Below are 24938 nucleotides of genomic sequence, written 5' to 3' on the forward strand. Positions count from 1 at the left end.
GGACTGCTGGGTCCTCTGCCCCCGACTATGCAGCCGCTTCCAAAGAGAAATCACCGTCCGCGAAAGATGCGATTGATAGGCTGCGGTTTCGGTGCTCGATGGTCGCCTCGATTTCTTCCAGCACGCTCTTTCGCGTCATTCCCGCGGGTTTTCGCCAGACCGGTTTCTCACGTCGAACATCGGATGGCTTGACTGGATTCAAATTGGCGCGATCAAAGGTCGATGCCTCCACCGCGATTTGCCTCATGATGTCGAACGAATGTCCGGCGGCGGCCGACTTGGCTTGCTTGCGTGCGATGCTCAATCGAGTCTCTGATGCAGCCAGCAGATCATTGATGATTGTCAGACGTTCGCCATAGAAAGCTTTCGAGCTAGCAAGCTTCGCTTCCAATGTTTTGATTTTCTCGTTTTGCTTTGCCTTTTCAGCATCAATGGCAGCATTCAACTTCACAACTTCGCTCGCGGCCTTATCACCCACGGCATCTTTCAATTCACTCGCCAAAGTCGAATTTCCAAAATCGCTTTCGGAGTCACGACGAAGTTCTTTGATGTCCTTCTCCCAAACCTTGCACCACCAAAGCGAACGCTTGACCAGATCACGAACTTTGTCCAAGTCGTAAATCGTGATGTCAGAACTCTTCACCAATCGCGTTGGACCATCTTCCATCTGACGCCGAATCGTATCACCGTCTCGATGCGATCCAGGCCCCAACAACTTCTTTTTGTACCCTTCGATCATCGCGTCAATACCGAGACGCCCCGTCAGTGGTTGAAAATTTGCGTCCTTTCCAAGAAGCAAGTCTGTTAGTCCGGCGACCATTCCAGCCAGTGCGTTGAGAGCACCCAGAGATTTCTTAAGGACATGCATCGGGCTGATACTGGCGTGCATGACAATGCCACCAAAAGCCAGCGATAGCGTTGTCTTGACGACTCGCCAAAGTCCACCGGCTACCAGCAATTGATTCTCTAAACTGCTTTGCGGACCATTTGCTGCGGCATCGTCGTAAATGTTATTGATCAAATCAGCTTTGGCCGCGTACTCACCAAAGTATTTGTTTTGATACAGACGATCCGCGGCGGAGTTGCCGATCCCTTGAACGATCAGAAATGCCTTGCGAAGGTTTCCAAGGTTTCGGTCCGACGCGATCTTCTGATATTTCTCTTTCAAGAACTGAAGACCATTCCAGAATTCATCGTCGCTCAATGTCGACAGCATTCGAGCTCGGTCAGCATCACTGACGACATCGGCAAATCGATGGCTGGCTGAAGCAATCGGAAATTTCGTGGCAGGAAGGGCAGGATTCGCCGCGGCGAGTTGGTGAAAATTGGGCGATGCAGCAGCTTGCGACGCATGAGGGCCAGGCCGATTGTGTGATTGAAAACAGCTAAGCCACATTCCCCGGAATTCCTGGTACTCAGGCTCGGTCAGCGACTGGACCCACTTGAAGTTGAACTGAGCGTACGCCCAGTCGACTTCACGCAGCCGAGTGAAACTTGATCCAAAGTTCGTGCCAATTTCTTGAATCAATCGATCCAGAGCAATCAACTTCGGTTTGTTTGCGCCTTTAAACGGATTGACGTTCCGTTTGACGACTTCCCACATGCGATCGAAATTCATGTGCCCATGACCGTAGAAGGCGAAGCGAATTGTCCAAGACCTTGCCGGTTTTATCGGTTATGCGGCCGGCTTCGTTTAACGGAATGTTCGACGTTGTTGCGGTGACAACGTATCCGAAGTCAATTCGCTCGGCCGCCGTCCGAATTCCGGCGAATCCGGCTACGCAAGACGAAACAGTTAACAACCAAACGAGCCCAGAATCAGTCCGGAGTATCCAGGTAGGGATCCTGTCCGATTTCACGCTGCATTTTCTTGCGTTCCTTCTCGTGGTGCATCAACACCATTCGATCACGGAAGTGACGGCGTTCAACTTTGCGTTGAGCCTTGTGGAACATGGCTGCCAACCGATCGACGCTGCCGCTGGTCGCTTCACCGCGTTTCTTGAGCTTCTCGTATTTGATCGCCCCGTAGCCACCTTTCAATATGTCATCGTCCAACGACAAATATTGGCGGTAGGATCCCCGGTCACCTTGGCGGCCACAACGACCGATCAACTGACGGTCAATCCGTGCCGCATCATGGAGCTCGGTACAGATCACATGCATCCCGCCGATCTGTTCAACGTCGTTGGAAAGCTTGATGTCGGTACCACGGCCCGCCATGTTGGTCGCGACGGTCACTTTCCCGCGACCACCAGCTTCGGCCACGATCTCAGCTTCGCGTTCCACGTTGTTCGCGTTCAAAACCTCGTGCTCGATGCCAAGGTCGTCCAACAATTTCGACAGCAGAACACTTTTGTCGATCGAGCGAGTTCCGACCAAGACCGGTCGACCGGTCGCGTGGATTTCCTCGACCTCTTTCGCGATCGCTTCGAATTTTGAATTGAGTGTTCCAAACACTCGAGACGGCAACTGAATGCGTTGAGGCGGTCGGTTGGTTGGAACACGAACGACCGGTGTGCGATAGATCTTTCGAAGCTCGCCGGCACTGGTCGCCGCCGTACCGGTCATCCCCGCCAAGTGCGGGTATCGCAAGAACAAATCCTGGACGGTGATTCGAGCGGCTTGCCCCGTCGGGACGCTGATCTCAACGCCTTCTTTGGCTTCAATGGATTGGTGAATGCCATCTCGCCATTTACGACCTTCCGCCAATCGTCCCGTGAACTCATCGACGATCACAATCTCGTCGATGTTGGGATCCTTCTCGCTCGGACGAATCACGTACTGGCGATCCAACAAGAATTCCCGATGCGTTTTAATTGATCGTTCGATGTACTCGTACATATCGACCAATCCCATCGTGCGAACAAGATCGCTCTTTGGCAAAGCACGGACCTTGCTTCGTCCGCGGGCGGTCAGTTCGTAGCGTTTGGTTTCGTCATCGATTTCGAAGTGTTCGTCGAGTTCAAACAGCGGAGCGTTCTCAGCGGCCCACTTGTAAGTTTCGATGATCTGATCGCGAACCGTGTCTTCGATGCTGCCGATGATTAGCGGCGTACGAGCCTCATCGATGAGGATACTGTCCGCCTCGTCAACCAAACAGAAGTGCATCCCTCGCATCACGACTTGGTCACCTGAATTGCTGAAACCGCCGTCGCCGGAGCCCAACATTTCGGTTTGCATTCGGTTCTGGGCTCGCAACAACAAACGGTCACGCAGAAAGTCGAACCCGAATTCTTTTGCCGTCCCGTAGGTGATCGCGGCACCGTAACTCTTGCGGCGTGCACCTTGATCGTCTTCGGTTTGTATAATGCCGACGGAAACGCCCAGCATCTCAAACAGCGGCATCATCCACTCGGCATCTCGTTTGGCCAAGTAATCGTTGACCGTTGCCAGGTGAGCGCCTTTGCCAACCAGGCTGTGCAGATACAACGGCAGCGTCGCGGTCAACGTTTTACCTTCCCCGGTTTGCATCTCGGTGATGTGGCCTTCGAACAATGCGATGCCACCGAGAATCTGAACGTCGTAGTGACGCATCGACAAACTTCGCCGGCCCGCTTCGCGACATAGCGCGTAGGCTTCGGGCAACAGCTCACCGAGTTTCTCACCGGCCATCGCGCGGTAACGAAGAGCCAAACTACGTTTGCGCAGCGTTTGGTCGTCTTCCGCCTGCAAGGTCGACTCGAGAGCGTTGACGCGGGCCAATTGGCGTTGCCAACGGACCATTCTCGGCCGCCAGTTCGACGCCTTGGTCCACTTCTTCTTATTCGCAGATGGGTCACTGGATCGGCGCACGACCGCTTCTTGTGTCGTTTCGACATCGTTGCCGGCGTCTTCCAATGGCTCATTGGGTGCCAATGGGTCAAGCGCAGTGGATTCGGAAAGAACAGGATCGGGCGGCGTCCAGTTCGGGTCGGGGCCGGTTTCCTCCGTCGAGCTGGAGGAGAGCGGGACACCGGATGGATCCAATTCGTTTGGGTTGGTCGTTTCGCGAGCGGAAGATTCGGACATCGAGCGGGCCAACGGAAAGAAAAGCGATGCAAAGAATTACCATTTTTACGCACGAGAGCGCGCGTAGAGCGACCTCCAATCGCCGTGAAACACCATTTTATCTGACTTTGAGGAAAGATAGCGAACTTGTACCACAGGTGGGGTTCAAAACAGGCAATCTGCGTCGGCTGTTCCTAGGGTAGGGCTGGTTCTGAATGGTCCGCTGAATCTGGTCGAAACAGTTAACCAGATGAATCCCGTGTTCCCGGACTACACGAGAGTACCAATGGAAACGAAAAAAACGACGAAATGGAAGTTGCTCGCGTTGGCAGCCATGCTGTCAGCTGGATCTGCCTCGGCGGCGGATCAAGGCAACTCGGACATCAATCAGTACTACACCGGTGCTGCTCCAGTGACCGCAGAGGAAGGCGAAATCGTTTATGACGATGTCGACTACTCCGCGGACAACATGGCGGCATCGTTCTACGGCGACGAAGCTCAATCGCTTCAGCCAGTTGCCTTCGTTGGCGACCATCAAGGAAGTAGCGTTCCAACGCCTGCTCCCATGATGAACGATCCCTACGCCATGAGCACCGGCAGCGGATGCAGCACGGGCGATTGTGGCAACAGCTACGACATGGGCAGCTCCTACGAGATGGCCAGCAGCTGTGGATCGTCTTGCGGCGGAGACTGTGGCAAATGTCGCAAGCGTCCCGTTCGCAAGATGATGCAAAAGCATGACATGTGGATGACTGCCGAAGCGTTGCTGTGGTTCACACAAGCTCGCTCGACCACTCCTTTGATCACTCAAAACGCGACTGGTGCGGCTCCTGAATTGGACGTCCCCGGCACGACCACCATCTTCGGTGGCGACGAATCCTTGGGCGGCGACCTGTCGGCTGGATTCCGCATCGACATCGGCAAGAACCTCAGCGATGACTTTGGTGTCGGCGGTCGTTTCTGGTGGCTCAGCGAAAGCAGCGAAAGCGCCAGCTCGGGCGGAATCGTCAACGGTGCTGCCAACTCGTTTGGTCGCCCGTTCTATGACACCAACATCCCGTCGGACAACAGCATTCTGATTGCGAACACGGGAGTCGCCGGCAGCGATGACTTCGAAGGTTCGTTCTCGGCTGAAAGCTCGCTCGACATCTACGCAGCGGAAGCCTACGCTCGCATGAAAATGCTCAGCGGTTCAGGATTCCGCACCGACTTGATCGGTGGTTTCTCGCACTTCGGTATCGACGATACCTTGAGCGTGAACAGCACCAGCATCCAAACGACGGATGCCTTGGGTGGACTCGTCGGCGACCGTACCGACATCAGCGACTTGATCGAAACCGAAAACCGATTCTTCGGTGGTCAAATTGGTTTCGAAAGCCAAATCAATCGTGGCAAGTGGTCGTTCAAGACGTTGACCAAGGTTCACTTGGGCAACATGGAACAAATCTACCGTGGCACCGGCTTGCGTACGTTCACCACTGGTGGCGTTCCAGCCGATTCGACCAACGGTGGTGTTCTCGCCTTGGGCGACACGTTCAACACGACTGCACTGGACGAAGACAAGTTCACCTTCGCACCCGAAGCGAACGTGAAGCTGGCTTACCAGTTCCGTCCGAACGTTTCGATGTCCGTTGGCTACAGCTTCATCTACTGGGATGACGTTTTGTTGGCCGGCGACAACATCAACAACGTTTACAACGGCGACGCGATCACCTCGCCACCCGCTGCACTGGCTCAGCCAGCCTCAGAACGCAAGGACAGTTCCTTGTACACCCACGGCATCGACCTCGGTTGTGTCATCGACTTCTAAGCTGAACTCGGCAGGAGCTTCCAGTTCCTGATAGGCGGTAGGTTCTGCCGGGTGGACTCCGGTTTGATAACTGTCCGGGGTTCCAAGTCGGAGACTGCTCGGCGAAAGCGAATCGAGACGTGCGGGGATTTCAATCCTCGCACGTTTTTTTATGCGCTGACAACACGGCTGAAAACGACAACGCTTGCAACCAACAACGCGTCCGCACAATGCAACGCTAAGCGGCTTGTTCTGATCAGCCGTCTAGGTCGACTGTAACGTCGACGAAGTCCTCTTCTGACAAAAACTGAATGCCTTCAAACTCCGCCCCATAGTCGCTCGCGATTTTTGTGATCTGTCGGTGGGCCGCGACCAAGCGTTCTTCGTCGTTGCTGCCTTCCTGAAAAACAAAGACGCCGAAGCGTCCGTCTTCATCGGGATCTTCGTCCGCTTGGCTGTTGTCGAACCCGCCGGCGACGAGAGCTTCCGCGAGCGATTGCATTTGCTCCAATGAGTTCCCCATCAGCAGGAACACCCACGGCAGCACTTCGCCTGGGTTCATTCCGCTGTCGCTGAAGTGCCGGAGTCGCCACACGGCTTCGTCCAAGCTCAACCAATCGAACAACTCGTCGTCATCGATTGCATCGAAGACTTCGACACCCTCGTACTTGATGCCGGTCCGGCTCGCGATCTGCTGCATCTGGTCCGCGATTTTCTTCACTTCGCTGGGAACGAGAGCTCCCGTTTTGACGACGCTGAGCATCGGACGTCCGAGCGACAAACGACCCTGGCGATCGATTTCTTCGACGGCCTCTTCGAGTTCGCATTGATAGTCGTCCAGCGTGTCGGCGATCGACTTGAGTTGCCCAATGTCGGTCCCTCGAAGTGTGAAGGTCCAGTCCATCGGGATCGATAGATCAACTCCTAACTCGTCGACCAGATACGAGAAAAGGGCGTCGATGTCGAAGGCCAAACCAGACTCGTCGGATGATTCATTCATGCCGCCAGATTACCAGATTCGGCAACGCCCGCCAGAACCAACGATCTGAACAGTTGTGGCCCATCGCGAGGCAACGTTGTGATACATTTTCAACCATGACGACGGACATTGAAAAACAGCTGATCGAAACCAACCTTCGGTTTCGCATTGCCACGAGAACCGCGAAGCTTGGCTATTGGGTTTTCGACGTGAAATCGTCTCACGTGGAGGTGTCCGAAGAGCTACTCAACCAATTGGGGCTCCCGCCCGACTTCCAATGGAGTCTTCAAAGCTGGAAGGATCGCCTGCATCCGGATGATTACGACCGCGCGATGAGCCAATTGGCGACGGTGACGGATGGGAAGCCGTCGGAATATTTCAACGTCTACCGCCTTCAACATTCCAGCGGCGGCTACCGTTGGATCGAGTCGATCGGAGATTTCATCTACGACGACAGCGGCAACTTGGTCCGGATGATCGGGACTCATCAAGATATCACCCGGCGAATCGAGATTGAACAGGCACTCGACGCAGCACTAGAGGACAGTATTCGCGCAAACGAATCATTGCAGCGAAGCAATCAAGAACTCGAACAATTTGCTTACGTCGCCTCACATGACCTGCGTTCACCTCTACGCGGTTTGCAAAACCTAACCGCCTGGATCCGCGAGGACATGGAAGAGGCGGGACTCGAAGTCCCTGAGTCGGTACTCGAACACTGTGCCACGATGGGCAAACAAATCGCTCGCATGCAATCGTTGCTCGACGGTTTGTTGGCCTACGCTAGGATTGACCAAAGCTATACGTCGACCGAACCTGTCGATCTAAACCAAATTGTTTCGGAAGCGATCGCCTTCGTCGAAGCCCCGGATGACTTTGAAGTTCGTTTGGATTCGGAGCTGCCAACCATCATTGGGAACTCGTCGCCGGTGATGCGAGTGATGGTGAACCTGATCGACAACGCAATCAAACACCATCCCGGCCCTTCGGGGACGATCGTCATCCGAGGTGGCATAAACGAAGACGGGACCGCGGAAGTCATTGTGGAAGACGATGGGCAAGGAATCCCGGAGGAACACCGTGAACGAGTGTTCCGGATGTTCGAAACATTGAAGAGCGACCGTGCGAGCGGCAAAGGCGGAATGGGTTTGGCCATGGTCCGCAAATTGGTGCTTTCCTGTGGAGGCACCATTCGTTTTGACGAATCACCACTTGGCGGTGCCGCAGCCATCACGCATTGGCCGACCGATGTCTCTCAATCGAAGAGCCAAAAGTCGCCAAAACTGACTCACCGTTTGCTAGAGGTGATCACCGGATCGACGGCCATAACCGACGTCAAATCCGCTGAATCGACCGGCGAGCAGTAGTCGTCTCTCGTTTCCGCCGCAGACAACGTCAACTTGCCGCAACCGGTTCGGTTGAGCGGGCACGGCTATGAGTCAAGCAGAAACGAGAACACCCAGACACGAAGGTCTGGGTGCGAGGACTCAATTTCTTGCTGCGAAGTCTCAGCCAATCAAGGGACTGTTCGTTGTCAGCATCACGGTTGGACGCGCCGTGTTGGTTTTGTAGTAGTCGGGTCCCCAGCGATTCAGTTCCACGAACATCGCGATGACCGCGATCAACATGAACAACATCGCCAGCAACAACATCACCGTATAAACACTCGGTGGTTGCTTGCCCGTGGGTGCATCATTCGATGGAAGTGTCGACACGATCGCCCTCCTCCACTACGCCTTCGCTGTAGTCCCGCATGATTTCGGCAACCGCACGATCGGGTTCCGTCTCACGCACTTTCAAACGAGTCACATAGCGGCCGCCACGGGTGACTTCCAAGAAGTGACCGTTGCGAAGACCATCGTCGTAGCCGATCGAGACTTCGACCAACTTGCGAGGACGATTGACCACCAGCACGGTGCCGTTGCGTTCCGGCGGAGCACCATCGAGCGGATCGTTCATGTTCAAGCCGGCGGCGTCGACGACTTCTTTGTATCGCGTCACCTGAGTATGCAATTGATCGTTGCGATCTTGTTGCAATTGAACCACGCCGCGAAGGCTGTTCATTTGGTCGGTCAATTCCAACGTGCGGGCGAACAAGGTGTCGCGATCTTGTTGCTCGGTGCGGATTTGCTCTCGCAAACGAGCATTGTCTGCCGTCATTTTCTCCAACTCTTCCGCACGAGCCCGGTCGGTCTGAGCCAATTCAGTGCTCTTGGCCTGCAACTGCTGTACAGTCGACTCACTCTCTCGCAACTGCGACTCCAACTGATCCAGCTGAGTTTGCAGAGCTGCCAAAGCGGTCCGACGAGCGGCTTGTTCGCGATCCAAGGACGCTTGCGTGCGTGCCCTTGAATCACGAAGTTGTTCGTTGGTGCGAGCGATGGTTTCGATCTGGGCCTTCAAACCCGTGGGTCCGAGCACGACGTCACGCCAGTTGCGATGGGACGCGTTGACGGCGAGTGCCAGTACCATGAAAACCCCGCTGAGAAGCAGGATTATGACCGAAAAGGATTTCCCGAGTAGGGTCATGGGTGGTCGGTTCCGGATGGAGAAAAGAGGTCGGGAATTTCATTCCAAAGTATAGTTACGCCCAAAAATGAGTGTCAACAAAATTGCCTGAAACCCGTCGCAATTGACGACACCCTCCAATTCGAAGGAAAGTGTAGCGATTGTGAGGGTCCGCACGGCGATTCGTGTGTGTTCATCCCCCGCTACAGATGAGGGCCAGGCCTCGTGGTGAAATCGCACCAGCGGGGAATGAGCACAACGCGAGATGAACCAGCTCGACGTCTGGGCGTTCAACGATCGTCGAAGTGCCGTTGTCCTACGCTCCAACCCGCCCCAAGAGATCGCTGATCTGGTCGATCGCCGATCGCAAATCGTGATTTTCGCGAATCAACCGGTCCGCATTGGCAATGTGCAGCTTCCTCTGGTCAGCCTGTTCGGCGAATTCGCGGATGGCAGTTGCTAATGAAGCTGGGTCGCCTGGATCGGCCCAGTGACACGTCGGCTCGTCGGGCGATCTCTGCAACTCGACCGCTCCCCCGGCCCGAGTCGCGATGACCGGGGTCTGCAACGCGAATGCTTCCAGGACCACATTCGGCAGCCCCTCAAAATGCGAAGGCAGGACCAATCCGTCCGCCGCGGCGATTTCAGAACATGCGGGCTGGATCGCACCGGCGAACTCGACTCGGTGAATCGCATCCTTCGGCCCAGCCGCCAACACCATGTCTTTCCATCGAGATTCGAGCTTACCGCGAAGCGGCCCGTCTCCAATCAATCGAAAATGAAGCGTCGGCAACTGCTCTGGCCAGTTCTCGGCCAAAATGCCGATCGCACTGAGCAGCGTCGCGTGACCTTTTTCTTCCGTCATTCGTCCAACGACGACCAATCGCAGCGAATCCTCCGGTTCTCGACCGGGCGGGTCCGCGCCCGCCGCATCGCGAATCGCATCCAAATCGATCGGATTGCGAATGGTCTTCACGAGCGATTCGGGCAATCCGTAATACCGAATCGCGGATTGGCGTGCCGCTTCGCTGACCGTGACCACCGCCGCACTCCGCCGGTACGCCTGAGCGAGCCGTTGACGTTTCAACCACACGAATCGCTTCTCGACCAGCGGCAATGCCACATCAGGAGGACTAACGATCGTCGAAACACGCGGACAACGATTTGTCGCCGATCCGCGATGGACGATCGGATGACCGGCGATCAGCGTCATGTGGAACGTCCGATCGTAGATCACATCCACTTCAGCCCGCTGAACGAGATCGCGAAACCATTCGGCCTGTCGTTTCAGCATCCCACCGGGAATTCGATCCAACATTCGCGGCGGAAAGGATTCGGGCGGATGATGAATCGTGACATCATCCGGAATGGTGCTCAGCAGATCACCGACCGCCTGTGTCAAATACAAATGCACGTCGAACCGTTCGCGATCCAGGTGCCGAGCCAACATCGCGGTTTGCAGTTCGCTTCCGCCGCCACGCATCGAACTGGCCATCAATAGGACTCGGCGGAGTGGCATGTGGCAGACTGGTTGGGATGGAGAGTTGTTGGCCGGCGTCCGTGCTTGGTCACCATCATCAATTCTATGGTAACGAAGCCAGTAGGCCAGGTTCCACCTAGCAATGGTGACCAGCTGTAGGCCAGGTTCCACCTGGCGATCGAGCCGATGATTCGAAAGAAGCGAGGCCAGCACACCAACCGACGCTCCTTCGCGAGTGTCGATTGTGACGGCATTTCACCAATGCCATGTGAGACATGGCCTACGTGGACGACGTCGGGATTATAGCGAACCCGGTAACGCAGCACCGTCGAACAATTGCCGTAGGCCAGGTTCCACCTGGCGATCGAGCCGATGCTTCGAAAGAAGCGAGGCGAGCACACTAACCAACGCTCCTTCGCGAGTGTCGGTTGTCACGACATTTCAACCAATGCCATGTGGGACATGGCCTACGTGGACTATGGTAACGAAGCCAGTAGGCCAGGTTCCACCTGGCAATGGTGACCAGCTGTAGGCCAGGTTCCACCTGGCGTATCGAGCCGATGCTTCGAAAGAAGCGAGGCCAGCACACCAACCGATGCTCCTTTGCGAGTGTCGATTGTCACGGCATTTCAACAACGCCATGTGGGACATGGCCTACGTGGACGACGTCGGGATTTTAGCGACCCCGGTAGGCCAGGTTCCACCTGGCAATGGTGACCAGACGAGTGATTGCCCTCTTGTGTTTTAATGTCACGACTCGCGTTCTTCCACAGCATCGGCGTCGATCCCAAGTCATGACCTGGCCTGCTGCCAACGCACAAAAAAAAGGCCGCGAGGCGGAGGGCTTCTCCGGTCTCGCGGCCTATCAATCATTCGTGGAATGGTGCCAGTTTGGCTCGATTCACTACGCTTTCAAAGCAGCTTGAGCAGCGGCCAAACGTGCGATTGGCACGCGGAACGGGCTGCACGAAACGTAGTCCAGTCCAACCGAGTTGCAGAAATCGATCGAGGCTGGGTCACCACCGTGTTCGCCACAGATACCGACCTTCAGCTTCTTCTTGATGCTGCGGCCCTTGGTGACGCCCATTTCAACCAACTGTCCAACGCCGCTGGTGTCCAGCGATTGGAATGGGTCAACGGGAACGATCTTTGCCTCGATGTAATCGGGCAGGAATCCGCCGACGTCATCGCGGGAATAACCGAACGTCATTTGGGTCAAGTCGTTTGTACCGAAGCTGAAGAAGTCGGCGTACTCGGCAACTTCGTCTGCGGTCAAACAAGCACGAGGAATCTCGATCATAGTACCGATCAAGATGTTCAGCTCGCCTTCGAACTTCTTGGCGGTCTTGGTGGCTTCGATCGTTTCTTCGACCTTTTCACGCAAGATACGAAGTTCAGCGGCGGTACCGACCAATGGGATCATGATCTCAGGCTGAGCGTCGATCTTCTTCTTGGCACAGCTGATGGCTGCTTCGACGATCGCTTGAACCTGCATTTCCAGGATTTCGGGGTACGTCACGCTGAGACGGCAACCACGGTGACCAAGCATTGGGTTGGACTCGTGCAGAGCCGCACCACGCTTTTTGATTTCCGCAGGTTTGACGCCCAACTCTTCTGCCATTTGCTTTTGAGCAGCTGCCTCGTGAGGCAAGAACTCGTGCAATGGTGGATCGAGCAATCGCACGGTCACTGGGCAACCCTTCATCGCTTTGAAGATGCCTTCGAAGTCTTTGCGTTGGAACGGCAACAACTTCTTCAGTGCGGCACGACGTGCATCTTCGTCTTCGGCCAAAATCATTGCACGCATGTGAATGATGCGATCAGCTTCGAAGAACATGTGCTCGGTGCGGCACAGTCCGATGCCTTCGGCACCGAAGTCACGAGCACGCTTGCTGTCGGCGGGCGAATCCGCGTTGGTGCGGATCGAAAGACGACGGTACTCGTCGGCCCACTTCATCAACTTGGCGAAATCGCCGGACAACTTGGGCTCTTGGGTTTCGACTTCGCCAGCCATCACTTCGCCGGTCGTGCCGTCCAGGCTGATCGTGTCCTTGGCGGTGAACTTGCGTCCGCCGACCGTGATCGTCTTGCCCTTTTCGTTGATTTCCACTTCGCTGGCACCAGCGACGCAGCACTTGCCCCAACCGCGAGCAACCACAGCAGCGTGGCTGGTTGCTCCACCGGTGCTGGTCAAGATACCAACCGCAGCCGACATGCCTTCGACATCTTCGGGGCTGGTTTCGCGGCGAACGAGGATTACGTCTTCGCCGGCTTCGAAACGCTCACGAGCTTCCGTCGCGGTGAAAGCCAACTTACCAACCGCGGCACCTGGCGATGCGTTGAGACCACGGCACAACACGTCAGCCGCGTTGCGAGCGGTGGGTTTGAACGATGGCAACAAGCAGTGAGTCAGGTCCGATGCAGGAACGCGAAGGACAGCTTCCTTCTCGGTGATCAAACCTTCTTTGACCATGTCGCAAGCGATCTTCACGGCCGCGATGCCGTTTCGTTTGCCGTTTCGAGTTTGCAACATGAACAACTTGCCACGCTCAATCGTGAACTCGATGTCCTGCATGTCGGTGTAGTGGTCCTCAAGTTTCTTCTTGATTTCCATCAGCTCCTTATGAGCCGCTTTGTCCCACTTCGCCATTTGAGCGACTGGTTGTGGGGTACGAATACCAGCGACAACGTCTTCGCCCTGAGCGTTGATCAGGAACTCACCGTAGAACTTGTTTTGTCCGGTGTTGGGGTCACGGGTGAAACCAACGCCCGTTCCGGAGTCGTCGCCCATGTTGCCATAAACCATGGCTTGGACGTTCACGGCGGTACCGATCAAGTTGTTGATCTCGGTGTTGCCCTTGGCCGATTCGATGCGGCGATAGCTGATCGCTCGGTCAGCGTTCCATGAACCGAAGACGGCTTCGATGGCCAACTGAAGTTGCTTGATCGGGTCTTGTGGGAAGTCTTCGCCGGTGCCTTTTTTGTAGACCTCTTTGTAGGCTTCGCAAAGTTCACGCAAACCTTCGGCGGGAACTTCGGTGTCTTCGGTGACGTTGTGTTTTTTCTTGACCTTGTCAAAGGCAGCTTCGAACTGCTCGTGGTGCAGTCCCATGACGACGTCGCCGTACATGTTGATCAGGCGGCGATAAGCGTCGTAAGCGAAACGCTCGTTCTTGGTCGCCTTGGCCAAACCTTCGGTTGCTTCGTCATTCAGACCGAGGTTCAAAATGGTGTTCATCATCCCGGGCATCGAGACGGCAGCACCGGAACGGACGCTAACGAGCAATGGGTTTTCATTGTCGCCGAAGTTCTTGCCGAGTTCCTTTTCCAGGATTTTGACGGCGTCCTGAATTTCGTCCATCAATCCCTTGGGAAGTTTCTTGCCGGCTTTGTAGTAGCCATCGCAGACTTCGGTGGTGATCGTGAACCCGGGAGGGACCGGCAGTCCGATGGAAGTCATTTCGGCCAAGTTCAGGCCTTTACCGCCCAGGATGGCTTTGCTTCCGCCTTTTCCTTCGGTCTTTGTTTTGCCGAAGTAGTAAACCATCTTGTCTTTTTTTGCCATCGTCGCTGTCAATCCCTGTGTGGGGTTTGGAAATCAAAAGAACGTTTGGCCGCAAAGCGTATTTGGCACACGTAGTTAGGTCAATCAGTCAAGACGTCTGAAACCGGCAAAATCACGGGGTTTTCGCACCGTTTGGGGCTTGGTCGCGGCACGTCGCGCTGTCACCAGATCGACACGCTCACCAAACATCCCGGTGGTCAGTCCTGGCGGCGCAGATGCCCGGCACTGGTTTGGAACAATCGCCGACGCCGTGTCGCGGCTTCTTCGGCGGAGCGCCCGCGAGCGAGTTCTTGGTTCAAATCATCGAAATTGGCCCGACAAACGCGGCATCCGATTTCAGTCAAATGAAACAAAACGTAGTCCGCCATCTCGGCGTCCAGCTGATTGGCGACGTACGCCTGCAGCGTCGATCGGTCGGGACACGACAGCCGCTGACGACGCCAAATCGCACCAATTGTGTGCAATCCGGCAACATCTTGGCCTCGCAACTGAATCAGCCGCTGACGCAGTTTTTCGTCCTCGCGCACCGCCTGCTCGATCTCGGACGACCGCGAGGGCTCGAGTTGCTCATCCAAGAATGCGACCAATTCCGCATCAGAGAATCGGTCGGGCGAAGAAGCGGAATCAGCGGACAACGGAAAATTCAAACGTGCGAGAAAATGGGATGGACCGACGATGATCGGCAGAATCAATCGTTTCGGTATGGTAGCGTCTTTTCGAAACTCGGGCGGAACGACGCTCCGTCAAATCGTCGCCCCACGATCCTCGACCTCCCATTGTCCGATCCCCGCTGTTCGATGCCTGACTTCCCGACCGAAATTCTGAATTCGCCCGAAGCCGCCGAAGCGGTTCGCATCATCACTGAATTGAAAGACGCCGGATTCGTCGCTGTCTTGGCCGGAGGCTGCGTCCGTGACGCATTGCTGGGTCGAAAACCCAAGGACTTCGACGTCGCGACCGATGCGACGCCCGAATCCGTTCGCGAAGTTTTCGGTAAACGCAGCACGCTGGCGTTCGGAGAATCCTTCGGCGTGATCGGCGTGCTGCCACCGCGATCCGCCTCGACGGACGATTCTTCGACCAAACTGATGCCGACCGAAGTGGCGACGTTCCGCGCCGACGGCAATTACTCCGACGGGCGTCGGCCTGACAGCGTGACTTACGGCGATGCGGAAGCCGACGCCATGCGACGCGACTTTACCATCAACGGGATGTTCTACGACTTGTTCGAGTCCAAAGTGGTCGACTACGTCGGCGGCATGGAAGATCTCGAAAAAGGCCACCTGCGAACGATCGGCAAGGCGACGCAGCGTTTCGAAGAAGACAAACTCCGAATGCTTCGAGCGGTTCGCTTTGCGACAACTCTCGGTTTTTCGATCGAGTACAAAACTTTTGCCGCGATTCAGAACCACGCTAGCGACATCAGCGTCGTCAGCGGCGAACGCATCGGCGCGGAAATGCGACGCGTGATGACGTCGTCGGCAAGCGATTTCGGATTGGAGACACTGGTAGACACCGGACTGTCGCTGCATATTTGGCCCCAATTGCGTTCGATGAATTGGACGGAATATTCGCGAGCCGTCCAAGCGACGAAACATCGCTCTTTCGAAGTTGCCATGGCGCTCGCCCTTTTTCACTTGCCCGGCGATTCCATCCAATGCCTGCGATTCATCTTCAATGACTGGAAGCTTTCCGTCGCTGAACGGCGTGCGATCGAAGCAGCATTGACTCACGCCGAAACGATCACCCAGTGCGACGGTTTGCGGTGGTCGCGACTGCAGCCAATCCTGATTGAGGAAGACGCGAAAATCATCGTCGCGACCGCTCGCGCTTTGGCACCAAAATCACGCGGTGTCGCTCGCGCCGCGAGAGCCTTGTCGGGAGATCCCGACGAACTCAATCCGCAACCCTTGGTCACCGGTGCCGACTTGATCGCCAACGGAATGCGTCCCGGTCCCGGATTCAAATCCATCTTGCGATCGATTCGCGACGATCAACTCGACGGCAAACTCACGTCGCGAGAAGAAGCCCTGAAGCGAGCCCTCCAAGACAAACCCTGATCTCAATCGAGGCGTCTTCCAAGATCAACCGTAGGCCATGTCACACATGGCCCCCCAGCCGATGCTTTGGAACAAAGCGAGACGTCCGGCCCAAAATCGTCGCCGAGTCGTTGACGCTCGTCGAAAGAGGTAGAACGTCGCACATCGCAAAACGAGCCCGGCGGAAAGCACCAACCGGCGGAACATTGAAGACAAATGGTCTACTCTTTTTCGCCCGGAACGGTGATTTTCCAGGACACACCGAATCGATCTTTCACAATTCCGTAACGCGTCGCGAAAAAGGTTTCCGAAAGCGGAACGATGACCTCGCCCTGTTCGCTCAAACCAGTGAAGTGACGCTCGGCATCTGCAATGGAATTGGCTCGAACGGCGAACGCGAAACCGGCGAAATGGGTCTCGACACTGGGTTCATCGCAGCCGACGTCACTGGCCATCACCTCCGTCGAACCAATACGGATGGTCGCGTGAAAGACTTTGTCCTCGAACCCGGGCTTTGAAAACGACGAGTCGGGACATTCGTGAAAACGCATCAACATCAACACGTTCGCATTGAGCACCTCACGGTAATGCTCCACCGCCTCTTCCGTACGCCCACCAAAATTCAATGTGGTGACAACGCTCATGGAACCGGTCCTTGTACGTTCGAGTGGATTGAATTCACTTCACGTTCTCTTCCTCGAAGATGTCTCTGCCGACGACGTGCGTTTTCGCCTTCGTCTTCGTTTTGGAAACCGCCGTTTTCTCGTTCGACGCTTCAGTCATTTTCACAATCAAATACTGAGTGCATTGATTCGCCAAAACCGTCAGTTTTATTTTCACAGGTGCAAAGCCATCGCACTTGAAATCAAACTCGTGCTCACCCGCTGTCAAATGGATGTCTGGCCGCATGGGAGCATACGGCGATGCCAGCGTGTGTCCCGTGAACTGGCCATCGATGAAGATTGAAACCGGCCGAATGGATTCCATCGGAAGAACCAATCCGCCGACGTTGGTCATCGTTTGATTGGGTTTCTGCGGGAGTTCGGGAGGCAACACAAATGTCAGTTTGATTCGCGAGCAACCTTCCGGCGGCAGTGGTTCCGCTCCGGTTGCAGACGACACGGCAACAGCCAGAATTGCGAACATTCCAAGCCAAGTCTTCATCGCGAGCTCCGTTTGAAAAAAGAAAAGCACCGAGGAACTTTTGCTCCTCGGTGCCAATTCTATCTCAATTCACGATGGGATTGCTTGCCGGCTATTCGTGGCCTTCTTCTTCACCGGCCCTTGGGTCGACTTGAAGGCTAGCCAGATAGGCAACCAGATCACGCAATTCGCGAGCGGTCATCTGCTCGGTCAAACCGGCCGGCATCGATGACTTGCCTTTCTTTCGTGCGATGATGTAGTCCTTGTCGATCCGAGCCCGCGAACCATCAGCGGCGATCAGTTCAATCACATCGTCGGTTTCCATTCCCACAATCCCGGTGAAGACTTGTCCGTCTTCATCCGCGATCACGGCCGTTTCGAACCCTTCGGCGATCTTCGCGTCGGGCAAAGCAATCGCTTCCAGCAACGTCCGGCGATCTCGGGTTTTGCCGATTGTCGTCAGGGCCGGACCAACTTCACCGCCCGCGCGATCCACTTTGTGGCAACGCACGCACGAAAGTTCGGTCTTGCCGAAGAACAACTTCGCTCCCTTGTCTGGATCGCCGCCGTGCAGCGAATCCATCCACTTCGCCAAGGGTTCCGTCGTCGCCAACTGCTCTCGGTGAGCGGCGATCTTCGCGTTCCATTCCTCAGGCAAACGTTTCGTGGCGGCTTCGACGAGGTTCAATTGAACATCGGCCGGAAGATCATTTTCGAGGTAAGCGTTCACGCCTTTGATGATATGCTCGAGAGCCTCTTTCGACTCGACGTCGGCCAACAAGTCCCAAGCCAATCCGCGAACAAGTTGGCTTTCCGTCGCCGTCGCGGCAATGAAGCGATCGACGGAAGCGGGGCCGTCGTGTTTGCCCAAAACAGAAAGTGCGGCGGTGACCAACTGAGTCGGTTGTTCGAGATCAATCGCCCGAGCAATCTGAACCGCTTGCGCGGGTTGCAAACGAGCCAATGCGGTCAAAGCCGACGCACGTGACGCGGGTCGCGATTGAGCGTCATTGGTCCGGGCGATCAACTGCGGAGCAATCTTCTTGATCCCAAGTTTGGATCCGACATCGATCGCTTTTTCACGAACGGTTTGGTCGGTGATCATCAAGACTTCGATGTGTTTGGCCAACGCTTCGCGAGCGATAATTTCGGGGCGGCTTTCCAGCGGCCGATATTCGTTCGTGACTCGGTCTCTCGGATCTGGGCTGGCCCAATTGGCCAACATGTCGATTGCTTCGATCCGAGCCCATGTCGGCTTTTCACCCGACGCAGCGAACGACGCCAGTGCTGCGGCAGCCTCGGCCGTACCGATCCGATAATTGGCCGCCAGCACGCGACGCAGCAACGCCTCCGAATTAAGCGGCAGATCCGCAACCGAAATCAAATTCGCTAATTCGTCCACGCCTGCCGGGATCGGTCGATCGTGAATCGCCATCGCGGCTTCCGCCAACACCAACGAACTGGCGTCGGACAAAAATGCCGTCACCTTCTCACTGCCTTGACCACGCAGAGCAGCGATTGCCGCACGGCGAACCGGAACGCTGTTGTGTTTTGCCAGTCCCGCCAGCATTTCTTCCGCTGCAACGCGTCGCAGGAAATAAGTGCACGCGTGGCGAAGGGCGGGGTCAACGTTGTCGTTCTCAGCCAGGATCTGCAGGACAATGCCAAACGCTTGCTGATTGGTGGCAGCATTGCCGGTTTCGGAAGTCAACAATTCGGACAACGACATCGCCGCGAAGTATTTCACGCGAGCCGATTTGTCAGACAGCAACTCGCTGATCTTCGCGATTGATTCGGCATCGTTCCGATCGCCGGCCAAAGCACATGCGGCGGCGCGAATGATCGGATCGGAATCCGTCAACCAACCACGGTTCGCAGCCAACACATCCGATGCTTTTGAAGCATCCAAACGCACCGCGTGCTCGCATCCCCAGATACCGTGCAAACGAATACGAGCGTCCAAGTCGGTCGCTGATGCAATGTCGATCAATGGTTGTGTTTCGCCGCGACTGGCCAGTTCCCACTGAGCATTCAAACGCACGCGACGATCGATGTGGTGAAGTTGCTTGGTCAGATCTTCCACCGATGCGGCGGTTATCTCGCCACTGAGCAGTTCCTGGACCTCGGACACAATGTCGGTGTCTTGCTGAGCCGGGTCACTCAATGTGTACAAACGACCTTTGCCCAATCCATCCCAGCCGTCGACCCAGTCGCTGACCAAGAGCTCACCCGAAGGAGTGAATGCGACGTCGGTCGCGAGGATGTTCCAAATCGGTTGGTCGTTTGCACCCATCTTGTAGAAAGCGCCATCGGGATCGACCGAGAACGAACGGATGCCGCTGTTGGACGGACCACCTCGAAAATCACAAATCAAGAATTGATTGTCGAGTTGTTCGCCGAACCCAGTGCCCGGATAAAACGCGAGTCCCGATGGGCCGTCGGTGAAGTTGATGATCGGCGGAACAAGGTGAGCCGGTTGTTCGTTGTGGTGTGGCTCCCAAATCTTCAAGCGATTGAACGGTCCGCGATCGGGCAAGTACTGGTAGTGCATTCGCCATCCGGTGTCGCCACCTTCCAACAGATGAACCAAACGGGCTTTGTCGCCGCTGTCCGAGTTGTTGTCGACGGTGAACCAGTCACCGATGTCGTTGAAAGCCAGCTCCTGTGGGTTTCGCAAACCGTTGCAATAAACTTCCAACTGGCTGCCGTCCATCTCGCAACGGAACACCGCGCCGACGGCTGGGTTGGACAACAGTTTTCCTTCGGGGGTCGTCACGTGGTAACCACGGTCTCCGATCGAGAAATACAGACGACCGTCGTAGCCGCGAATCAGCCCGTGCATGTCGTGACCACGGAAAGCGACTCGGACGCCATAACCATCCGACAAAACTTGCGAATCTTCCGCGACGCCGTCGTCATCCGCGTCGGTCAATTTCCACAGTTTGGGGATGCAGGTGTAATAGATGTCTGAACCGTTGATCAGAACGCCCGCACCGGTTCCTTCTTCCAAACCGTTGAAGCCATCGGCCACCACGGTGGACTCATCCGCCACACCATCGCCATCGGCGTCGGTCAGACGGCGGATCCGATCGTCATGTTGGGCGTAGGTGATCGCCGCTTCGCCGAGCAACCGTTTGTGGTAATCAATTCGGTCTTGAACTGTCTCCGCCGATAAATCGGCCAGCAACCATTCGTCGTCGTGGCCTCGGTTGTCCGTCACACCGCGATTCTGCCGATAGCTTTCGCACACGTAGACTCGGCCCTTCGAATCCACTGCGAACGCGACGATGTTGGCGACTTGGGGTTCGGCCGCGAAAAGTTTGATTTCCCAGCCTTCGGGGATTTTGAATCCCGCCATCGCCTGAGACGCTTCTTCCGACGCCTCAGCGATATCCGGCTCAAGAGCCTCGGGTTTGGTGTTCGTCACCGCCGCGGCGGCTGGCTCGTCAGCACTCACCGAGCCGACCAAATCGGTGCCACTCAGAACGGCGGACACCGGCATCGCGCCGACGATCAGGCCAAGCCCAATTGCCCAGCGACAAAAAGGAGACGGACGCCGCGACCGACGCAAAGAACGGGAAAACGAGCGAGAGGGGGAAGCGATTGGCGACGACATAGTGCTGATAAAAGACCTCATTGGGCGGCGGCGAGCGGTATGTATAGAATAACTGGGGCTTGGAAAGATGGACAAGGATTAACCGTCCAGCATCTGGCATTCCAACCGAATATTTGCCTGTCAAACTTCTTGGTCTCCATCCCGAAGTCGCCGTTTCAATGAGTGAACCGAACCCTTCGCCGACTCCACCGGATCAATCCGTTTCCGATGCGGCATCGGATCCGCAAACCGGAAACGTTGTCTCCGCTGACGCCGAACCGAGCCCGATCCGGCGAGGCAGCCCCTTCGCGGCCGGAACCGATCGCCCCGTCATCGCCGCGACAATGGCGTTTCACCAAGAAGAAGTTTGGGTGCCCGAGTCCGGCATCCTGCAGGCCAGCGTCATCGCGGCGTTGATCGTGCTGGTGTTCTCGGTCGCCTGCTGGCAATTGTTCCCGGCCGGCGGCATCCTGGTCACGGGACTTGGATGCGGCCTTTCCATTCTCGGAATGTTCTCGTCCCGGCTCGTCGGCGCCGCACTCTGCTTGATCGCCCACTCCGTCCTCTTCGCCGCCTGCTACATGCAGATGATGTAGTGGGGGGAGTGGAAAGGGGCTCAGGGCCTCAGGAGCACAGGGATTCGTTTCGAATCGGTGTGATACTTGGCGGGGCGTTTTGACGCTCAGCGGTTGTTGGCTTGCGAGCGATTGGCGACGCTTGGTGCGGCTTCGGGGCTCAATGCCAGAGCCAACCATCCGTCACGAAGTTCCAACTGGCTGACAACCAAATCTTGCATCGCAGGATGCTCGATCAACTTAGGCGTCGTCAACGGAATCACTCGATCTTCCGCCAACACTTTGTTGAAGACCGCTCGGATCGGCAGTCGCTGTCGCATCGACATCCCTGGCCCGCTGACTCGCAGGTGCCCGTCTCGAACCAACCTCGCGTTGCGACCGTCGATCTCGGGCTTGTACGCTGCGCGGACGATGAATCGAGTCAGCTTGGGACTGCCCGGTTGGCTCAATCGAACCACACGAAGCGTCAACCACATCTTGCCGTCTTCAATTTCAATCGTCATCGGCCGAGTCGGTGAGAATGCGATTTCAGCATCACCGGGAACCTCCTCGGGTAGCGTCGCACCTTCTTTGCCAAACAAAGCAAACGTATCGGTGTAAAGCTGATCGAACGTTTTGACTTCGCCACGAGGAAGGATTTGTTCCAACGTGTTGTTGATCGCTGATTGGTGCATTTGCAAACTCAACCAACTATCATTCCACGCGCGTGGTCGAGGCGTGTGAGCGGCGAGTTGCCAATCGCCCGCCAAACGATATCGAGCGATCAATCGTTCCGACGTGGTCTCCAAATCGATCACGGTTGGTGACAACTCCAAACGCCCCAGCGGTCCGAGCACGAGGTCGTCCCACTTCTCTTCCGCCTTCGACGTTTGAGTCCCCAATTCCGACTGAGTCTGCGTGGTGACTTCATCTCGAATTTGTTGGCGTGTTCGTTGATTGGCCAGCGACTTGGTGTCTTCGTATTTCTTTACCGCGATGCCACGCACCAACGATCCGATCAGCGGCCACTCGTTGACCTTCGAATCCACGCGTTGCAATCGGTTGTCGGCGTTGACCTGGACTTCGGTGCCGCCAACGGTCAAACCGTCCGGCGTGATCCGGATCGGAGTCGACGCGTCAAACTCGGCCCAACCATTGGCATGAACGGTCACACCACTTTGATGAGCGTAGCTGCGTGTCGACACATCGCCTCGCGTCAACAAGTCAATGCTCCATTGCCCGGGCACCGGATTCAAACGCAGATCCATTGCGGTGCTGACGTTGCTGGTTCCTCGCACGGGCGTTCCGGCAACTTGGGTCGCGATTGGAGACGTGCGATCGGGAACCGATGGAATCAATCGCTCGATCAATTTGGCCGAGATCGCGGTTCGAACATTCGCATTGCGGTAGTTCAGATCAATTGCCTTGGCGACTCGTGCCGCGTGAGCGTCGTCTGAAAACCGCAGCGACTGAAACGCATTGGTCACCTTCACAGCCGCTAAATCGATCGCGTCCGCTTCGGCTCGTTCCAGATCTTGCAGCAACGCGACATAGTCAATTGGGATCGCACTCCATGTCTTCATGGCTTCGGTCAATTGCTGAAGCGCCGACTGGCTCAACCATTCTTCGTGCTCGGGTGCCAATCGCTTCGAAGTGATACGCGAAAGATATCGCTGGGCCGTCAGGGCACGCTCGTCCATGTCATCCGAAGACGCGAGCGTTTGAATTTTGTCGAGCAACAAGAAGGTCGTCCAACCATTTGGATCACCAGTCTCAGGCAATCTTTCGCGGACATCGCGAATCAGTTGGTGCACATCAAACCGTTCGTGCACCTTGTTTTGACTGTGCAGTGTCAGCGTTTCGTTTGGCAACGTGCCGGACGGTTCGAATGAACCGGCGTGTCCGCGAGCCAATTGCCAAATCGATGCCCACACACTCGTGCGACGCGATAGCGAATGAGACGCCTGCAACCAACGCACTTGTTGATCGCGTTCGGGAGCTCGTTCGGCCAACTGCAATCCGGCAGCGGCCAACGACGATAGCTCACGCAGAATCGGCCCGGCGTCTTGTTCGCCCAATCGAGCGAGCTGGCGAAGTTGGCTCAGTCGTTCGTCGACTTCCTCCGCCCAGCGTCCCATGACGATCGACGTCGCCTGACGACGCATCGCTTCGGCGGAAGATGCGGAACCATTTTGCAGGTTTCCGGTTCGCAGCATTTCGTCGTGAGCGGTCTTCAAATCGGTTCGCTCGATATCGACCGATGTCAACAACACGTCGCTTAGCTCTTCATTGGAATCCAACGCCAAATTCGCGTGAGAGGACAACTCCGACAATTCCAATCGCAATTGCTTCGGAAGTGGCCAACCGGTCGCATGGTGAGTTTTCGCCGCACTTGCGTTTTCGGCGGGCGAGACGACTGGTGGACGAACAAAGCGAGGCAGATCCAGATTCAACTGGGGAACATCCTCGGCTCGCACGCTTGGCTTTGCGAGGACCGCAACCGATTCGGGAATCAACGAATCGGATTCGTCGTCCGCGTCTGGCGATTCTGTGTGGAACATCTCAGTGGGCAGTGAGACCGATTCAGATTGCTTCGTCGTTGGGTCATCCAACCCGGGAGACAACGAGGCGGGCACCGCGGCGGCAATGTGTTCGAGCGCAGGTTCCAGTTCCAGGGTTTCAGAGAATCCAGCCAGCTCAGTTTCGAGGTCAATCACCGGGGCTTGAAGCACACCGGGAGACTCCGACGCATCGTCGGCCAAACGCTCGGGCAAGGACAATCCTCGACCGCCACGGTCAGGACGATGAGCATCTTCGGCGGGCGTTTCCGGTGATTTCACGTCCGCTTGATTGAGCGGCGTCAGCGGTTCCGGTGCCCCAAAACCGTGCGAAGTGGTCGACAGAAAATCGTTTGGCGGATTGTTCGGAGCAGCATCCCAGACTGGATCGCTTTCGTCCGACGTCAAATACGTTTCACCGGAATCAGGCTTCGCGGCCAAATCGGTATCGACGGATCGGTCGAATCCGAATTTGGCGAACACCGCATCCGGGTCGAACAAACCGGTCGACTGCAGAAGATAGGGCGAAGTGGTGGTTGCGATGACGGCGATGGATGCCGTGATTGGCCACAACAACAGCGATCGTCGGGAATCCTGACGCATTCGATGACTGATATTAGAGAGCAATTGAGAAGGCCGGCGACCAGACGATTTGCGCCGATCAAACGCTTATGCCTAAATTGGGCTCTCCAAACCAAGATGAATTCTGCCACGGATCGCGATGATGCGAGGTTTGTGGCT

Annotated in this window: 16 protein-coding genes; 4 read left to right on the plus strand and 12 right to left on the minus strand. The window is 56.1% G+C overall.

Going from position 1 to position 24938, the window contains the following annotated elements; all coding sequences use genetic code 11:
* Positions 1 to 25: 25 nt before the first annotated feature.
* Positions 26 to 1618: a hypothetical protein gene (locus tag RE6C_RS11060; protein WP_008656617.1), complete on the minus strand. Its 1593-nt coding sequence runs from the start codon at positions 1616 to 1618 to the stop codon at positions 26 to 28.
* Positions 1619 to 1818: 200 nt separating this feature from the next.
* On the minus strand, positions 1819 to 4008 hold the full coding sequence (locus tag RE6C_RS11065) for a preprotein translocase subunit SecA (protein WP_008656619.1): 2190 nt from the start codon (positions 4006 to 4008) through the stop codon (positions 1819 to 1821).
* A 265-nt stretch (positions 4009 to 4273) separates the two neighbouring features.
* On the opposite strand from RE6C_RS11065, the gene RE6C_RS11070 reads away from it, so the two are divergent.
* Positions 4274 to 5797: a BBP7 family outer membrane beta-barrel protein gene (locus tag RE6C_RS11070; protein ID WP_008656621.1), complete on the plus strand. Its 1524-nt coding sequence runs from the start codon at positions 4274 to 4276 to the stop codon at positions 5795 to 5797.
* A 235-nt stretch (positions 5798 to 6032) separates the two neighbouring features.
* Here RE6C_RS11070 and RE6C_RS11075 read toward each other — a convergent pair whose 3' ends face one another.
* Positions 6033 to 6776 carry a ribonuclease E inhibitor RraB gene (locus RE6C_RS11075; protein WP_008656624.1) on the minus strand — a complete coding sequence of 248 codons (744 nt, stop codon included), beginning with the start codon at positions 6774 to 6776 and terminating at the stop codon, positions 6033 to 6035.
* 95 nt (positions 6777 to 6871) lie between these two features.
* On the opposite strand from RE6C_RS11075, the gene RE6C_RS11080 reads away from it, so the two are divergent.
* The gene (locus RE6C_RS11080; protein WP_008656626.1) at positions 6872 to 8122 is read left to right on the plus strand and encodes a sensor histidine kinase; all 1251 of its coding nucleotides are present in this window, start codon (positions 6872 to 6874) and stop codon (positions 8120 to 8122) included.
* A gap of 141 nt (positions 8123 to 8263) precedes the next feature.
* On the opposite strand, the gene RE6C_RS11085 is transcribed toward RE6C_RS11080, so the two are convergent.
* The 5 genes from RE6C_RS11085 to RE6C_RS11105 form a co-directional block, all read right to left on the minus strand.
* Entirely contained in the window at positions 8264 to 8470 is a 207-nt protein-coding gene (locus RE6C_RS11085; protein WP_037250244.1) for a hypothetical protein, read from the minus strand.
* Entirely contained in the window at positions 8448 to 9227 is a 780-nt protein-coding gene (locus RE6C_RS11090) for a hypothetical protein (RefSeq protein WP_008656630.1), read from the minus strand. The genes RE6C_RS11085 and RE6C_RS11090 overlap by 23 nt, the downstream gene beginning before the upstream one ends.
* A gap of 352 nt (positions 9228 to 9579) precedes the next feature.
* Positions 9580 to 10782, minus strand: coding sequence for a glycosyltransferase (locus RE6C_RS11095; RefSeq protein ID WP_008656631.1), 1203 nt, complete (start codon positions 10780 to 10782; stop codon positions 9580 to 9582).
* A gap of 865 nt (positions 10783 to 11647) precedes the next feature.
* Positions 11648 to 14308, minus strand: coding sequence for a pyruvate, phosphate dikinase (gene ppdK, locus RE6C_RS11100; RefSeq protein ID WP_008656633.1), 2661 nt, complete (start codon positions 14306 to 14308; stop codon positions 11648 to 11650).
* Between the two features lie 197 nt (positions 14309 to 14505).
* The gene (locus RE6C_RS11105; protein ID WP_236615996.1) at positions 14506 to 14943 is read right to left on the minus strand and encodes a hypothetical protein; all 438 of its coding nucleotides are present in this window, start codon (positions 14941 to 14943) and stop codon (positions 14506 to 14508) included.
* A gap of 162 nt (positions 14944 to 15105) precedes the next feature.
* On the opposite strand from RE6C_RS11105, the gene RE6C_RS11110 reads away from it, so the two are divergent.
* Complete coding sequence (locus RE6C_RS11110) at positions 15106 to 16368, plus strand: CCA tRNA nucleotidyltransferase (protein WP_008656636.1); 1263 nt, start codon at positions 15106 to 15108, stop codon at positions 16366 to 16368.
* Between the two features lie 200 nt (positions 16369 to 16568).
* Here RE6C_RS11110 and RE6C_RS11115 read toward each other — a convergent pair whose 3' ends face one another.
* The 3 genes from RE6C_RS11115 to RE6C_RS11125 form a co-directional block, all read right to left on the minus strand.
* Positions 16569 to 16991: a VOC family protein gene (locus RE6C_RS11115; protein ID WP_008656638.1), complete on the minus strand. Its 423-nt coding sequence runs from the start codon at positions 16989 to 16991 to the stop codon at positions 16569 to 16571.
* Between the two features lie 34 nt (positions 16992 to 17025).
* The gene (locus RE6C_RS11120; protein WP_008669981.1) at positions 17026 to 17511 is read right to left on the minus strand and encodes a hypothetical protein; all 486 of its coding nucleotides are present in this window, start codon (positions 17509 to 17511) and stop codon (positions 17026 to 17028) included.
* 91 nt (positions 17512 to 17602) lie between these two features.
* Complete coding sequence (locus RE6C_RS11125) at positions 17603 to 21106, minus strand: DUF7133 domain-containing protein (protein WP_008656640.1); 3504 nt, start codon at positions 21104 to 21106, stop codon at positions 17603 to 17605.
* A 158-nt stretch (positions 21107 to 21264) separates the two neighbouring features.
* Here RE6C_RS11125 and RE6C_RS11130 point away from each other — a divergent pair, with 158 nt between their 5' ends.
* On the plus strand, positions 21265 to 21681 hold the full coding sequence (locus RE6C_RS11130) for a hypothetical protein (protein WP_008669978.1): 417 nt from the start codon (positions 21265 to 21267) through the stop codon (positions 21679 to 21681).
* Between the two features lie 86 nt (positions 21682 to 21767).
* On the opposite strand, the gene RE6C_RS11135 is transcribed toward RE6C_RS11130, so the two are convergent.
* Positions 21768 to 24800 carry a hypothetical protein gene (locus RE6C_RS11135; RefSeq protein ID WP_008656642.1) on the minus strand — a complete coding sequence of 1011 codons (3033 nt, stop codon included), beginning with the start codon at positions 24798 to 24800 and terminating at the stop codon, positions 21768 to 21770.
* Between the last annotated feature and the right edge of the window lie 138 nt (positions 24801 to 24938).

It is taken from the genome of Rhodopirellula europaea 6C, assembly GCF_000338295.1.
Taxonomy (GTDB): Bacteria; Planctomycetota; Planctomycetia; order Pirellulales; family Pirellulaceae; genus Rhodopirellula; species Rhodopirellula europaea.

Bases quoted from the DNA above. Each gene is read 5' to 3' on its own strand.
- RE6C_RS11060 (WP_008656617.1), bottom strand. From the start codon at position 1,618: ATGAATTTCGATCGCATGTGGGAAGTCGTCAAACGGAACGTCAATCCG.
- RE6C_RS11065 (WP_008656619.1), bottom strand. From the start codon at position 4,008: ATGTCCGAATCTTCCGCTCGCGAAACGACCAACCCAAACGAATTGGAT.
- RE6C_RS11070 (WP_008656621.1), top strand. From the start codon at position 4,274: ATGGAAACGAAAAAAACGACGAAATGGAAGTTGCTCGCGTTGGCAGCC.
- RE6C_RS11075 (WP_008656624.1), bottom strand. From the start codon at position 6,776: ATGAATGAATCATCCGACGAGTCTGGTTTGGCCTTCGACATCGACGCC.
- RE6C_RS11080 (WP_008656626.1), top strand. From the start codon at position 6,872: ATGACGACGGACATTGAAAAACAGCTGATCGAAACCAACCTTCGGTTT.
- RE6C_RS11090 (WP_008656630.1), bottom strand. From the start codon at position 9,227: ATGGTACTGGCACTCGCCGTCAACGCGTCCCATCGCAACTGGCGTGAC.
- RE6C_RS11095 (WP_008656631.1), bottom strand. From the start codon at position 10,782: ATGCCACTCCGCCGAGTCCTATTGATGGCCAGTTCGATGCGTGGCGGC.
- ppdK (WP_008656633.1), bottom strand. From the start codon at position 14,308: ATGGCAAAAAAAGACAAGATGGTTTACTACTTCGGCAAAACAAAGACC.
- RE6C_RS11110 (WP_008656636.1), top strand. From the start codon at position 15,106: ATGCCTGACTTCCCGACCGAAATTCTGAATTCGCCCGAAGCCGCCGAA.
- RE6C_RS11115 (WP_008656638.1), bottom strand. From the start codon at position 16,991: ATGAGCGTTGTCACCACATTGAATTTTGGTGGGCGTACGGAAGAGGCG.
- RE6C_RS11120 (WP_008669981.1), bottom strand. From the start codon at position 17,511: ATGAAGACTTGGCTTGGAATGTTCGCAATTCTGGCTGTTGCCGTGTCG.
- RE6C_RS11125 (WP_008656640.1), bottom strand. From the start codon at position 21,106: ATGTCGTCGCCAATCGCTTCCCCCTCTCGCTCGTTTTCCCGTTCTTTG.
- RE6C_RS11130 (WP_008669978.1), top strand. From the start codon at position 21,265: ATGAGTGAACCGAACCCTTCGCCGACTCCACCGGATCAATCCGTTTCC.
- RE6C_RS11135 (WP_008656642.1), bottom strand. From the start codon at position 24,800: ATGCGTCAGGATTCCCGACGATCGCTGTTGTTGTGGCCAATCACGGCA.